At 71.0% G+C, this 13,439-nt stretch carries 14 protein-coding genes and 2 riboswitches; of the genes, 7 read left to right on the forward strand and 7 right to left on the reverse strand.

Annotation, left to right across the window (positions count from 1 at the left end):
• Positions 1–42: 42 nt before the first annotated feature.
• On the reverse strand, positions 43–2,208 hold the full coding sequence (locus tag ACFVYA_RS09525; RefSeq protein ID WP_387044068.1) for a glycoside hydrolase family 15 protein: 2,166 nt from the start codon (positions 2,206–2,208) through the stop codon (positions 43–45).
• Positions 2,209–2,408: 200 nt separating this feature from the next.
• Here ACFVYA_RS09525 and ACFVYA_RS09530 point away from each other — a divergent pair, with 200 nt between their 5' ends.
• The 4 genes from ACFVYA_RS09530 to ACFVYA_RS09545 all read left to right on the forward strand — a co-directional run bounded on the left by ACFVYA_RS09530 (position 2,409) and on the right by ACFVYA_RS09545 (position 7,061).
• Positions 2,409–3,320, forward strand: coding sequence for a S1C family serine protease (locus ACFVYA_RS09530; protein WP_387044070.1), 912 nt, complete (start codon positions 2,409–2,411; stop codon positions 3,318–3,320).
• Between the two features lie 48 nt (positions 3,321–3,368).
• Positions 3,369–3,491, forward strand: a riboswitch (TPP riboswitch).
• Complete coding sequence (gene thiC, locus ACFVYA_RS09535) at positions 3,485–5,122, forward strand: phosphomethylpyrimidine synthase ThiC (RefSeq protein ID WP_387044072.1); 1,638 nt, start codon at positions 3,485–3,487, stop codon at positions 5,120–5,122. Its footprint overlaps the riboswitch before it by 7 nt.
• The gene (gene thiD / locus ACFVYA_RS09540) at positions 5,119–5,916 is read left to right on the forward strand and encodes a bifunctional hydroxymethylpyrimidine kinase/phosphomethylpyrimidine kinase (protein WP_387044073.1); all 798 of its coding nucleotides are present in this window, start codon (positions 5,119–5,121) and stop codon (positions 5,914–5,916) included. The genes thiC and thiD (ACFVYA_RS09540) overlap by 4 nt, the downstream gene beginning before the upstream one ends.
• Before the next feature lie 260 nt (positions 5,917–6,176).
• Entirely contained in the window at positions 6,177–7,061 is an 885-nt protein-coding gene (locus tag ACFVYA_RS09545; RefSeq protein ID WP_387044075.1) for an NADP-dependent oxidoreductase, read from the forward strand.
• On the opposite strand, the gene ACFVYA_RS09550 is transcribed toward ACFVYA_RS09545, so the two are convergent.
• A complete protein-coding gene (locus ACFVYA_RS09550) occupies positions 7,058–8,068 on the reverse strand; it encodes a phosphatidylinositol-specific phospholipase C domain-containing protein (RefSeq protein WP_285986806.1) in 1,011 nt (336 codons plus the stop codon). The genes ACFVYA_RS09545 and ACFVYA_RS09550 overlap by 4 nt on opposite strands.
• Positions 8,069–8,181: 113 nt before the next feature.
• Between ACFVYA_RS09550 and thiD (ACFVYA_RS09555) the strand changes: the two genes are divergently transcribed.
• Positions 8,182–9,009: a bifunctional hydroxymethylpyrimidine kinase/phosphomethylpyrimidine kinase gene (gene thiD / locus ACFVYA_RS09555; RefSeq protein WP_387044077.1), complete on the forward strand. Its 828-nt coding sequence runs from the start codon at positions 8,182–8,184 to the stop codon at positions 9,007–9,009.
• The gene (locus tag ACFVYA_RS09560) at positions 8,913–9,698 is read left to right on the forward strand and encodes an ion transporter (protein ID WP_387044079.1); all 786 of its coding nucleotides are present in this window, start codon (positions 8,913–8,915) and stop codon (positions 9,696–9,698) included. The genes thiD (ACFVYA_RS09555) and ACFVYA_RS09560 overlap by 97 nt, the downstream gene beginning before the upstream one ends.
• A gap of 10 nt (positions 9,699–9,708) precedes the next feature.
• On the opposite strand, the gene ACFVYA_RS09565 is transcribed toward ACFVYA_RS09560, so the two are convergent.
• The 5 genes from ACFVYA_RS09565 to thiO all read right to left on the reverse strand — a co-directional run bounded on the left by ACFVYA_RS09565 (position 9,709) and on the right by thiO (position 12,547).
• A complete protein-coding gene (locus tag ACFVYA_RS09565; protein ID WP_387044081.1) occupies positions 9,709–9,834 on the reverse strand; it encodes a hypothetical protein in 126 nt (41 codons plus the stop codon).
• A gap of 90 nt (positions 9,835–9,924) precedes the next feature.
• On the reverse strand, positions 9,925–10,353 hold the full coding sequence (locus tag ACFVYA_RS09570) for a MarR family winged helix-turn-helix transcriptional regulator (RefSeq protein ID WP_103336361.1): 429 nt from the start codon (positions 10,351–10,353) through the stop codon (positions 9,925–9,927).
• A 160-nt stretch (positions 10,354–10,513) separates the two neighbouring features.
• The gene (locus ACFVYA_RS09575) at positions 10,514–11,272 is read right to left on the reverse strand and encodes a thiazole synthase (protein WP_387044084.1); all 759 of its coding nucleotides are present in this window, start codon (positions 11,270–11,272) and stop codon (positions 10,514–10,516) included.
• Between the two features lies 1 nt (position 11,273).
• On the reverse strand, positions 11,274–11,474 hold the full coding sequence (gene thiS, locus ACFVYA_RS09580) for a sulfur carrier protein ThiS (protein ID WP_387044086.1): 201 nt from the start codon (positions 11,472–11,474) through the stop codon (positions 11,274–11,276).
• Positions 11,474–12,547 (reverse strand): glycine oxidase ThiO, encoded by a 1,074-nt coding sequence (gene thiO, locus ACFVYA_RS09585; protein ID WP_387044088.1) that lies wholly within the window; start codon positions 12,545–12,547, stop codon positions 11,474–11,476. The genes thiS and thiO overlap by 1 nt, the downstream gene beginning before the upstream one ends.
• Positions 12,541–12,646, reverse strand: a riboswitch (TPP riboswitch). It overlaps the preceding gene by 7 nt.
• A 133-nt stretch (positions 12,647–12,779) precedes the next feature.
• Between thiO and thiE the strand changes: the two genes are divergently transcribed.
• The gene (thiE, locus tag ACFVYA_RS09590) at positions 12,780–13,439 is read left to right on the forward strand and encodes a thiamine phosphate synthase (protein ID WP_387044090.1); all 660 of its coding nucleotides are present in this window, start codon (positions 12,780–12,782) and stop codon (positions 13,437–13,439) included.

Genomic DNA, 13,439 nt, shown 5'->3' on the forward strand with positions numbered 1-13,439 from the left:
ACCACGAAGGGCCCCTCGCGCTCGAGGGGCCCTTCGCCGTTTTCAGCAGCCGAGGAAGTGGCAGCGGACCACTCGAGGCGTCTCCAGGACCGAGCCCGCCTTGACGTCCCAGGCGAGCCGGACGTACTGGGCGTGCGTCCAGGCCAGCGGGGTCGCCGACGTCGTGGGCGTGCCGGCCGGGAAGCCGGTCTGCCCGGACGGCGGGTTCTCGTCCCACACCTGCTCCGGCATGGTCTCCGCCGAGCTGCTCACCCGGCCGAGGTCACGCAGCCGCCGCGCGGCCGACGACGGGTCGCCGAGCGCCAGTTCGTACTCGCCGCGTTCGCCGGCGAGCAGCGGCCAGAGCCGGCCGAACGTCGTGCGGCTCTCCGCCGGGAAGGTGTAGTCCCACGGCGAGCCGTCGGCCTGCTCGCCGTAGCCGTCCTTCGTGTAGCGGTGCCAGAACTGGCCGGTCGGTGTGGTGAAGGCGATGTCCCTGTCGGTCACCCGGATGCTGTTGCGGATCACCGGGTCGTCCGCGCGGTAGACGCCGAGCCGGACCAGGTCGAGGAAGCCCGCGTCGGTGACCGCGCGCTGGTCCATCGTCACGCTCGAGTTGCCGAGGTTGTACGTCGTTCCGGCGTTCGCGTTCGCGTCCTTCGTGAGCCGGACGAAGTACGGGTCCTTCGACAGCGGCCCGTTCGTGGTGATCGTCTGCTTGGGCAGGTCGGCCTTCATCTTGTCGGCCGCGGCGAGGTAGCGCGCGGCGTCGGAGGCCGCACCGTTGTGCGAAGCGATGTCCGCGGCGCAGACGAGCCCGGCGATCACCGAGGCGATGGTCGACGGGGACCAGCCGTCCTGCTCCTCCCACCGCTCCTGCTGGGTGTACGGCGACGCCTGCCCGTCCGGGCCCCGGTAGCCGAGGATGAAATCGGCGGCCTTGCGGACGCCGGGCCACAGGTCGTTGCGACCCAGCTGCTGGGCCAGCACGATCGGGAACGCGGTCTCGTCGAGCTGGATCGACGTCCAGTACGGGACGCCGTCCACGCGGCTGTTCTGCGGCATGTGCCCGTCGGCCTGCTGCTGCGTGCCGAACATGTAGGACACCGCGCGGTTGGCGGCGGCCGTGTCGCCGCCCGCGGCCAGCCCGGTCGCGATCTGGTAGAGGTCACGCGGCCAGACCAGGTGGTAGGTGCCCGACGGCGACCACTCCGGGTCGTTGTTCCCGAACCGCCACGGCATGCTCGGCGACGCGATGAAGGCACCGGGGTGGTGCTTGTCCTCGCTGGCGGCGAGCGTCAGCATCGACGCCTGGTAGAGGTCGCGCTCGGCACCGGTCTTCAGCGACGACGGCGGCTTGGCGACCCCGCGCAGGTACTGCTGCCAGCCGCGGTCGTAGGCGCGCGCGATGTCGCGGAAGCCGCGCCGCTGCGACGCCTGCGCGCTCTTGAGCGCGTCGCCGGCCTTCGCACCCATGCCGAGGGCGACGGTGACGTGCCGGTCGCGGACGCCGTCGGCGCTCGTCCGGCCCGTCAGCACGACGTTGCCCTTGGCCGCGGTGTCGTATTGGCCGAGCTTGAACGTCTTGGCGAGCTGGGTGTTCCCGTCGGACGCGCCCGCGTAGCCGACGCTGGTCGCGGTGAACGCGGGCTTCGCGGTGAGCGCGGCGGCGTTCGAGGCGTCCTGCGCGGTGACGGCGTCACGTGCGCGGGCGGCCGAGTCGTCGGAGCCGTCGTTGGTGAGGTCCGGGTCGGCGACCGCGTAGAGCTGGTAGGGCCGCCCGGTGAGCGACTGGAAGTCGACGTCCACCAGCACGGTCGTGGCGCCCGGGTCGGTGACGTAGGTCTTGCGGAGGCGCCAGCGGTGCTGGTCGTCGGTGACGGTCTGCTCGTAAGCCAGACTGTCGTCGTCGGTCCGCCGGACCTGCTGCGACTTCGCCGAGTAATCGGTGACGGCGAAGCTGCGGCCGTCCGTGACGACGAAGTCCATCGAGCGGATGCTGGGCGTGGACAGGTCCGGGTAGTAGACCTCGGACAGCTGCCCGCCCTGGAGGGTGAACCAGACGTTGCTGGACCGGTCGTGCGCGGTCCCGAAACCGGTTTTGTTCGCCGGTAGCCAGCTGGGATGGGCCCCGGGCGCACCGGGAGCCTCCCCTTGCGCCGCCGCGGTCGCCGGGATCAGACCGGTGACCAGCAGCCCGGCGACGGCGCCGAAGATGAGTTTGCGCATATCAACCCCACAGAAGATCGCTTCTGCACCGTTACAGAGCGACTTGGGAGTCTGCCGCCGATCCTTCACCGGCGCATGGTCCGATCCGGTGAACCACTGACCGTCACTGGTCCGCCGGCCCGGTTCACCAGCAGCGAACGGACTTCCCGCCGAACCGGGCGCAAACTTGTAGTACCTGCAACGCTGTAATCGAGGTGCGCATGGACGACGCGATGGACGCTTATTCGCGCGCGGTCAGCACGGTCGCCGAGACCGTCACCCCGCACGTCGCCGGGGTGCAGCTCGCGCGGGGCAGCGGCTCGGCCGTCGTCTTCGCCGACGACGGCCACCTGCTCACCAACGCCCACGTCGTCAGCGACCACCGGCGGGGAGCCGTCACCTTCGCCGACGGCAGCGAAGTGCCCTTCGACGTCGTCGGCGCCGATCCGCTGTCCGACCTCGCCGTGCTGCGGGCGCGGGGCGAGACACCGGCGGCCGCCGTGCTCGGCGACGCCGACCGGCTCGTCGTCGGGCAGCTCGTCGTCGCGGTCGGGAATCCGCTCGGGTTCTCCGGGACCGTCACCGCCGGGGTCGTCAGCGCGCTCGGGCGGGCGCTGCCGGTCCGGCAGGGGCGCACCACCCGCGTGATCGAGGACGTCATCCAGACCGACGCCGCCCTCAACCCCGGCAACTCCGGCGGCGCGCTCGCCGACTCCGCCGGCCGGGTCGTCGGCATCAACACCGCCGTCGCCGGGGTCGGGCTCGGGCTCGCCGTGCCGATCAACCCGACGACGCGGCGGATCATCGACACGCTCGTCGTCGAGGGCCGGGTGCGGCGCGCGTACCTCGGCGTCGTCGGCGTGCCCGCGCCACTGCCGGACGACATCGCCGAGCGCACCGGGCAGCGCGCCGGGCTGCGGGTGCGCGAAGTCGTGTCCGGCGGCCCGGCCGAGCGGGCGGGCCTGCGCTCCGGCGACCTCGTGCTGACCGTCGGACGCACCCGCGTCTCGGACGCCCAAGGCATCCAGCGGCAGCTGTTCGCGGAAGTGATCGGCACCGCACTGCCGATCACCGTGCTGCGCAACGGCGCCATGGTCGACGTCTACGCCACCCCGGCCGAACTGGTCGGGTGAGGTGACCTGACTTGAGTATCGCGCTCCGGCGTGGCATGGTCGGGGGCACAACAGCAACGCGGGAGCTCGCGCCATGGCGGGCTGAGAGGGTGACTTGCGTTTTCGCAGGCGTCACCGACCGCATGAACCTGACCGGGTAATGCCGGCGTAGGGAGTGAAAGTCGTTGACGACGCTAGAGAACAATGCTGCCGTAAAGGTGACCACCGGGCCGATCACGGGCTCGCACAAGGCCTACCAGCAGACCGAATCCGGGCTCCGCGTCCCCGTCCGGCGGATCGATCTCTCCAATGGTGAGCAGTTCGACGTTTACGACACTTCAGGCCCGTACACCGATCCGGACGTCGAGATCGACGTCCACAAAGGACTGCACCGGCTGCGCGCCGGGTGGGCCGACGGGCGTGAGCACAACACCCAGCTCGGCTGGGCCAAACAGGGCGTCATCACCCGCGAGATGGAGTACATCGCCGCGCGCGAACGGGTTTCGCCCGAATTCGTGCGCGACGAGGTCGCTCGCGGCCGCGCGGTGATCCCGGCCAACCGCAAGCACCCCGAGACCGAGCCGATGATCATCGGCAAGAACTTCCTGGTGAAGATCAACGCCAACATGGGCAACTCGGCCGTGTGGTCCTCGGTCGAGGAAGAGGTCGACAAGATGGTGTGGGCCACCCGCTGGGGCGCCGACACGATCATGGACCTGTCCACCGGCAAGCGGATCCACGAGACGCGGGAGTGGATCATCCGCAATTCGCCGGTCCCCGTCGGCACCGTGCCGATCTACCAGGCCCTCGAAAAGGTCGACGGGGAACCGGAAAAGCTGTCGTGGGAGGTGTACCGCGACACCATCATCGAGCAGTGCGAGCAGGGTGTCGACTACGTCACCGTGCACGCCGGCGTGCTGCTGCGCTACATCCCGCTGACCGCGCGGCGCGTCACCGGGATCGTCAGCCGCGGCGGGTCGATCATGGCCGCCTGGTGCCTCGCGCACCACCAAGAGTCCTTTTTGTACACGCACTTCGAGGAACTCTGCGAGATCCTCCGGCAGTACGACGTCACGTTCTCCCTGGGCGACGGCCTGCGTCCGGGCTCGATCGCCGACGCCAACGACCGCGCCCAGTTCGCCGAGCTGGAAACCCTCGGCGAGCTGACGCACATCGCGCGTTCGCACGACGTCCAGGTGATGATCGAAGGCCCCGGTCACGTGCCGATGCACAAGATCAAGGAGAACGTGGAGCTCGAGGAAAAGCTGTGCGGTGAAGCGCCGTTCTACACCCTCGGCCCGCTCGCGACGGACATCGCCCCGGCGTACGACCACATCACGTCGGCCATCGGCGCGGCGCAGATCGGCTGGTACGGCACGGCGATGCTGTGTTACGTGACGCCGAAGGAGCACCTGGGCCTGCCCAACCGCGACGACGTCAAAACGGGCGTGATCACGTACAAGATCGCCGCGCACGCCGCGGACCTGGCCAAGGGGCACAAGTACGCGCAGGAGTGGGACGACGAGCTGTCGAAGGCGCGCTTCGAGTTCCGCTGGAACGACCAGTTCAACCTGTCGCTGGACCCGGACACCGCACGCTCGTTCCACGACGAAACGCTGCCCGCCGAGCCGGCCAAGACCGCGCACTTCTGCTCGATGTGCGGCCCGAAGTTCTGCTCGATGCGGATCACGCAGGACGTCCGCAAGTACGCCGAAGAGCACGGGCTGTCCACTGTGGAGGCCATCGAGGCCGGCATGGCTTCGAAGTCGGCGGAGTTCACCGAGTCCGGCGGCCAGGTGTACCTGCCGGTGGTGCAGCCGTGACACCGAGGACCGCCCTCACCATCGCCGGATCGGACTCCGGCGGTGGTGCGGGCATCCAGGCCGACCTGCGGACCTTCTTCGCGCACGGGGTACACGGGCTCGTCGCGCTGACGGCGGTCACCGTGCAGAACTCGCTGGGCGTGCAGGGTTTCACGGAGATCCCGGCCGACGTCGTCACCGCGCAGATCAAGGCGGTGGCGTCGGACATGGGTGTCGACGCCGCGAAGACGGGCATGCTGGCGACGGCCGAGATCATCCGCTCGGTGGCGAAGACCCTGGACGAGGTCGAGGTCGGGCCGTTCGTGGTCGACCCGGTCGCGGCCTCGATGACGGGTGACCCGCTGCTGCGAGAGGACGCCCTGGAGGCGATCCGCACGGAGTTGTTCCCGCGCGCGACGCTGATCACGCCGAACCTCGACGAGGTCCGGCTGCTGACGGGCGTTTCGGTCGTGGACCCGGCTTCGCAGCGTTCGGCCGCCGAAGCCCTGCTGGAGTTCGGCTCGCAGTGGGTCCTGGTCAAGGGTGGCCACATGACGGGCACCGCGGACTGCGTGGACCTGCTCTCGGACGGCCGGGAGTTCATCTCCCTCAGCGGGCCGCGCTACGAGACGGAGAACACCCACGGCGGCGGCGACACCCTGGCGTCGGCGATCACGGCGTCGCTCGCGAAGGGCGCTTCGGTACCGGACGCCGTGGCGGCGGGGAAGAAGTTCATCGAGCGGTGCGTGGCGGAGGCCTATCCGCTGGGCGCCGGCGTGGGGCCGGTCTCGCCGTTCTGGGTGCTGAACCCGTAACTCGCGTGATCCAAGCCGGAACTCGCGTGATTGGAGCCGGAACTCGCGAGTTACGGCCTCAGTCACGCGAATCACGGCTGTACTCACGCGAATCACGGGTCAGCGGACCGGCTGGAGTTCGCGGCCGTCGTACTCCTCGCGGGCCGAACGGATGCGGGCGAAGCTCGCCTGGCTCCACGTGCTCAACGCGATCAGGTGCGCGCCCACCTCGGAGCCAATCTCCGTCAGCGCGTACTCCACCGTCGGCGGGCGGGCCGGAGGTGCTCCGCGTCACCGAGGCACCGCGCCCCGAACCCGGGCCGACGGAGATCCTGGTGCGAGTACACGCGGCCGCGGTCAACCCGGTCGACTGGAAGGTGCGGCGCGGTGGCGGGTTCCTCGGCGAGCCGCCGTTCACCGTCGGCTGGGACGTCGCCGGTGTCGTCGAGGAGGCCGGCTTCGGCGCGATCGGCGTCCAGGAGGGCGACGAAGTCCTCGGCATGCCGTGGTTCCCGCGTCCGGCCGGCGCCTACGCCGAGTACGTCGCCGCGCCCTCGCGGCACTTCGTGCGCAAGCCGGCCGGGCTGTCCTTCGCCGAGGCCGCCGCCCTGCCGCTGGCCGGGCTGACCGCGTGGCAGGGACTGGTCGACGTCGCCGACGTCCGGCCAGGCCAGCGGGTGTTCGTCGACGCCGCCGCGGGCGGGGTCGGCCACCTCGCCGTGCAGATCGCCAAGGCCCGTGGCGCGCACGTCATCGGCACGGCCAGCGCGAAGAAGCACGGCTTCCTGCGCGAGCTGGGCGTCGACGAGCCGATCGACTACCACGACACCGCGGCCACCACGTCCGATGTGGACGTCTGCTTCGGACTGGTCGGCGAGGACAGCGACCTGCGCTGGCTGCCCGCCATCAAGGAGGGTGGCCTGCTGATCGGCGTGCCCAGCGGGGTCGCCGACCGGGTCGAGGCGGCGGCCGCCGAACGCGGCGTCACCACGAAGCGGATTCTCGTCGAACCCGACCGCGGCGGGCTGACCGGCCTCGTCGAACTGATCGAAGCCGGTCAGCTGAAGGTCCGCGTCGAGCAGACCTTCCCGCTGGAGGACGCCGCCAAGGCGCACGAGCTGGACGAATCGGGCCGGGTCTCCGGCAAGCTCGTGCTGACGGTCTAACCGCGCGCGAGCACCTGCGGCAGCACCGTCGTGAGCCCGGTCCAGTCCGCGGTGACCACCGACGCGTGCTGCTTCGCCAAGTCGGCGACGCGCTGGTTGGCCTGGTCGACCGTCGGGTTGTGGCCGTCGATGGCCGGCGCGACGTTCTGCGCGTCGGTCATCACGACGTAGTAGTGGTTGGCGTCGTACCACCACGGCCCGGTCTGGGTCACCCACGCGTTCGCGTCCCCGTCGAAGACCACGAACCACGGCTTGAGGTCGGCGGTGTACTTGTCCCGCGGGTCACCGCCGGCCGCGCCGTGCACGGTCGGGAAGATGTTCGCGTCGCCGAGCTTGCCCGCGTTCTTCAGGCCGGCCAGGTAGCGCGCGTACTCGACGTCGGTCTTCAGCGTGTCGGTCGGGTTCCCCTCCTCGACCGTGCCCGGGATGATCTCGGTGATCACCCGGCCCCGCAACGCGTCCACGGACGGCCAGTTGTCCGCCTTGGCCGCGTCGTCGAGCGTCGCGTAACCACCGAGCAGCTCGGCCGGGCGGAACGCGACGCTGCCGAGGTGCGCCCGGAACGTGGCGTCCAGCTCGTCCGGGCCCAGGCCGGTGTTGTCCGAGAAGCCGGTCTTCATCTCGAGCTTGAGCGTGATCGGCGTGTGCCCGGGGTGCGCGGCCAGCCAGATCCGGATGTCGTCGAGGCAGTACTCCAGGTTCTTGTTCTTCCCGCCGGAGTACAGCTGCGACGCCGAAGTCGCGGCGACGCAGTTGTTCTGGTTCCCCAGCGGGTTCGAGTGGCTGACCTTCCATTCGTGGGTGAAGAAGTCCGGCCAGACGTCGAGCTCGATCAGCGACGACCCGGCGTCGAGGGCCCGGGCGAGGTAGTCGTAGGCCGCCGGGTCGTAGGTGTTGTGCACGCCGACGGTGGTGACGTGGGAGAGCTTGGGACTGTCCGCACTGGCGGCGGTCGCTCCGGAGAGCGTGAGAGCGGCCGTGAGGAGGACCACCGAGAAGAGCTTCATCCAGGCTCCTTCGCCCGTGAACTGGTGAGTAGCCCCCACAATGTGCCACCGTGGTTGACTGTTGATGAAGAAAGTGCGGCCGGTTGGCCTAGACCAGAAGTCGGGAAACCACCATGACCACGAGCCCTCCCTCCGCGCTCACCATCGCGGGGTCGGACTCCGGCGGCGCCGCCGGGCTGCAAGCGGACCTGCGCACGTTCCTGACCTGTGGCGTGCACGGCCTGGTCGCGGTCACCGCCGTCACCGTGCAGAACACCCTGGGCGTGCACGACCGCGCCGACCTGCCGCCGCACATCGTGGCCGGGCAGATCGAGGCCGTGGCGGCGGACATGGGCGTGGGGGCGGCCAAGACCGGCATGCTGGCCTCGGCGGAGATCATCCACGCCGTCGCGGCGGCGTGCAACAACGCCGAAATCGGGCGCGACGCGAAGATCCCGTTCGTCGTGGACCCGGTCGCGGCGTCGATGCACGGCCACCCGCTGTTCGACGAAGCCGGGCTGGTGGCGCTGCGCGACGAGCTGCTGCCGCGCGCGACGGTGCTGACCCCGAACCTCGACGAGGTCCGGCTGCTCACCGGAATGGCTGTGAAGGACCGCGAGGGCATGCACACCGCGGCCGTCGTGCTGCACCGGATGGGCCCCCGGTACGTCCTGGTCAAGAGCGGGCACCTGCAGGCCGACCCGGAATGCGTGGACCTGCTGTTCGACGGCTCGACGTTCGTGGAGCTGCCGGGGCAGCGGTACCCGACCCCGCACACGCACGGCGCGGGCGACACAATGGCGTCGGCGCTCACCGCGGGCCTGGCCAAGGGGATGTCCGTGGTCGAGGCCGCGCGCTACGGCAAGTGGTTCGTCTCGCACGCGGTCGAGCACGCCTACCCGATGGGCGCCAAGGTCGGCCCGGTTTCGGCCTTCTGGCGGCTGGCGCCCGAGGAGCGCTGAAGGTTCAGCCGATCGACTGGTGCCCGAGCGCGCGCAGGACGTCGGCCAGCCAGACCAGCCCGTACCCGACCACCCGAAAGTTCTACGCCTACCGCGGCAGCTTCTTCCGCGACAACTGGAACGTCTTCGACCTGCTGGTGGTCGGCATCGCGGTGATCCCGGCGACCGGGCCGTTCGCGGTGCTGCGGTCGTTGCGCGTGTTGCGCGTCCTGCGGCTGATCTCCGTCGTGCCGTCGATGCGGAAGGTCGTCTCCGGCCTGCTCGCCGCGATCCCCGGGATGGCGTCGATCGCGGCACTGCTCGCGCTGATCATCTTCGTGGCGGGGGTGATGGCGACGAAGCTGTTCGGCACCATCGACCCCGGTGACTTCGGCGACCTCGGCACGTCCCTGTTCACCCTGTTCCAGGTGATGACCGGCGAGGCGTGGCCGGACATCGCGAAGACCATCATGGAACAGGCGCCGATGGCCTGGGTCTTCTTCGTCGTCTACATCCTGGTGTCCAGCTTCGCGGTGCTGAACCTCTTCATCGCCGTCGTGGTCAGCGGCATGGAAGACGAGCTGCGCCAGGACATCCGCGAGGAAGAGGCGAAGCAGGCCGAAACGCAGGCCGCGGCCAACCAGGAGATCCTCGACGAGCTCCGCGCCCTGCGCGCGGAACTGGCTGAGCTGCGGCAGAAAGCCGCTTAGTGGTCCGCGATCAGCGCTTCTTCCGGGCCCGACGGCTCATGATGGTCCCCCCGATCACGGCCACGAGAGCGATCACCACGAGCACGCCGCCCATGGGGCCATCGGGAAACCAAATCGCGGCCAGCGTCGAATCCACCACGCCTACCTCCCCAGGTGTTCCGGTCGACGGTCGACCAGCGTGCTGCGGGTGTACCCGCTCAGCCGGCGCGCCACACCGAGGCGCGTCCTAGTCGTCCGCGATCAGGGCCTCGAGCGCCGGGATCGCCGCCGTCAGGGCCTCGCGGTGCTCGGGCGAGAGCCGGTCGAGGCGGCGGTTCAGCTCCTGCACCCGCGTCGACCGGACGCCGGACACGAGCCGCTCGCCCTCTTCGGTCGCCTTCGCCAGCCAGGCCCGGCGGTCGACCGGGTCGGACTCGCGGCTGACGTACCCCGCCTCGACCAGGGACGCGATGATCCGCGACATCGTCGCCGCGGCCACGCCCTCCTTGGCCGCGAGGTCGCCGAGCCGCAGCTGGCCCGCGTGCACCAGCGTCGCCAGCGCCGAGAGGGCGCCGTGGCCCGGCCCCGGGACACCCGCTTGCCGCAGTGACCGGGACAGCCTGCCCACCGCGAGGTACAACCTGCCCGAGACGTCCTGGACCGATGTGCTCGTCACGGCTGGCTCCTTCTACCTTCGCCCCGCCGCGGGTGCGCCGGAAAGTGCCGTCCACCTTACGGGCTCGCAGTGACGCTCCGCGTTAAGCCACCACGGCGTCATACCGGGGCTTCGCCCCGGGCCGGGGGCTCCGCCACCCGGAGCCCCCGAAAGCAGCAGTTCACCGGGGTGGGCTCGACGCCTGCGCCCAGAAGCGCTGCGGCACGCGCCCGGCCTCGCGGGCCAGCCGCCCGGCCACGACACCCGCGCGCATCGCCGCGGCCATCCGCTCGGGATCGGTCGCCCGGGTGACCGCGGTGGACAGCAGGACCGCGTCGCAGCCGAGCTCCATCGCCAGCGTCGCGTCCGAGGCCGTGCCGATTCCGGCGTCCAGGATCACCGGAACGCCCGCCCGCGAAACGATCAGCTCGATGTTGTGCGGATTGCGGATGCCGAGACCGGTGCCGATCGGCGCGCCCAGCGGCATCACCGCGGCGCAGCCGGCTTCCTCCAGGCGCAGCGCGAGCACCGGGTCGTCGTTCGTGTAGGCGAACACGGTGAACCCGTCGGCGGCCAGCCGTTCGGCGGCGTCGAGCGTCTCGAACGGGTCCGGCAGCAGCGTCCGGTCGTCGGCGTGCACCTCGAGCTTGATCAGGTCGGTCTCCAGCGCCTCCCGCGCGAGCTGCGCGGTGAGCACGGCTTCGGCGGCCGTCCGGCAGCCCGCCGTGTTCGGCAGCAGTTCGATGCCGAGCCTGTTGAGGAGCTCGAGGACGCCGGAGCCGCCTTCGGCGTCGGCGCGGCGCATGGCGACGGTGGTCAGCTCGGTGCCGGACGCGACCAGCGCGCGTTCCAGCACGGCGAGGTTGGCCGCGCCGCCGGTGCCGATGATCAGCCGGGACGTCAGCTTGCAGGTGCCGATGACCAGCGGTGCTTCGTCCATGTCAGCCTCCCTGTACCGCGGTGAGCACGTCGAGGACCGCCCCCTTGGGCACGGCGGTGGCCGCCCAGTCGGCGCGGCGGACGACGACGCCGTCGACCGCGACGGCGATGCCGGGTCGCTGGCCGCCCGAAGCGTCGAGGACGTCGGCGACGGTCGCGTCGTCCGGGAACGCCGTCCACGCGCCGTTGAGCTTGATCTCCATCACACGTGCTCCTTCTGGTGCAGGCGGGCGGGGGATGCCGCTTCGGTGCCTTCGGGCGGCTTCTCCCCCTCGAGCCAGGCGACCACGGCGTCCGCGGTCACCGGGGCCATCAGCAGGCCGTTGCGGTGGTGCCCGGTCGCGGCAAAAACACTGCCGTCCAGGACGCCGAGGTACGGCAGCGCGTCCCGGCTGCCGGCCCGCAGGCCGGCGGCGGTCTCGGTCAGCTCGTACTCGGTGATCGCGGGGAAGACGCGTTCGGCGCCTTCGAGCAGCTCGCGCACGCCGCGAGCGGTGACGGCCTGGTCGAAGCCGGCCTCGTACTGGGTGGCGCCGAGGACCAGCTCCTGGTCGCCGCGCGGGACGAGGTAGATCGGGCGCCCTTCGACGACGGCGCGGACGGTGTGCGTGGGCGGCGGCAAGCAGCCGCGACGGGGCCTGAGCCGGAGGATTTCGCCCTTGAGCGGGCGGACGGCGTCGGCGAGCGCCGGGTGCAGCCGCCCGGTCCAGGCACCCGCGGCGAGCACGACGGCTTCGGTGTCCGGGAGTTCTTCGACGCGCTCGCGGACGAACCGGACCTGGTGGTTGACGCAGGCCGCGTACAGCGCCTCGAGCAGTTTCCGGTTGTCCACGGCCAGGTCACCGGGCACGTGGAGTCCACTTCGGACGGACCCGGCACCGGGTTCGAGCCGCTTGACCTCCCGCCCGGTGAGCCTCTCGGCCGCGCGGCCGAGCGAGTGCAGGTGGCCGGCCAGGATGTCCAGGTAGCCGGCGTCGGCGCGGTCGAAGGCGACGACGAGCGTCCCGTGCCCGGCCAGCCCCGGGTCGGCGCCCTCTTTGCCGAGGTCACGCGCGAAATCCGGCCACCGTCTGAGCGACTCTTCGCCGAGGCGGAGGACGTCCTCCTCGCCCGGCCACGCCTCGGTGACCGGGGCGAGCATGCCGCCGGCCAGCCAGGACGCCCCACCGCGGACGGGTTCGGGGTCGTAGAGGGTGACTTGGTGGCCTTTCGCGGCGGCGCGCCACGCGGCGGACAGGCCGATCACGCCGCCGCCCACCACTGCCAGGTTCGTCATGGAATCACGCTCCCTGCGCCGGCATGACCCGGATCAGGTTCCACGGTCGGAGCGGCAGCTCCCTCTCAGCCCGTTCCTCGGGCTCCCGTGCGGACAACCCCACCCTACTGTGCCGTTGGTTGATAATCCAACCGCAGTCACGGCCGGATGGCTTTCGCGGCAATGGCACGTAGCGCTCGACGGCCGGCCTACTTTTGGTCGGATTATCAACGTGCACGGTACGGTCGCCGCTATGCCCGCCCTCTCCGGTGACAAGATCCGCGCCCGCCTCGACGCGGCGCGCCTGTACCTCTGCACGGATGCCCGCACGGACCGCGGCGACCTGGCCGCCTTCGCCGACGCGGCCCTCGCGGGCGGCGTCGACATCGTCCAGCTGCGCGACAAGACCGGCGCCCTGGAGGCCGCCGGCGAGATCGCGGCGCTGGAGGTGCTGGCGGAGGCGTGTGCCCGCCACGGAGCGTTGCTGTCGGTGAACGACCGGGCCGACGTGGCGCTGGCCGTGGGGGCCGACGTGCTGCACCTGGGCCAGGACGACATCCCGGTGCCGCTGGCCCGCCGGATCCTGGGCGACGAGGTGGTGATCGGCCGCTCGACGCACGCGCTCGACCAGGCCCTCGCGGCGGCCGCGGAGCCCGGGGTGGATTACTTCTGCACGGGCCCGTGCTGGCCGACGCCGACGAAGCCGGGCCGCCCGGCGCCGGGCCTGGACCTGGTGCGCGCGACGGCGGCCTGGGCCCCCGACCGGCCGTGGTTCGCGATCGGCGGCATCGACGGGCCGCGGCTCGGCGAGGTCCTCGACGCGGGAGCGTCCCGGATCGTGGTGGTCCGGGCGATCACCGAGGCCGAGGACCCCGAGGCCGCGGCGCGCGAACTGCGCGCCCGCCTCCCCTGA

The organism is Amycolatopsis sp. NPDC058278 (assembly GCF_042881395.1).
GTDB lineage: Bacteria > Actinomycetota > Actinomycetes > Mycobacteriales > Pseudonocardiaceae > Amycolatopsis.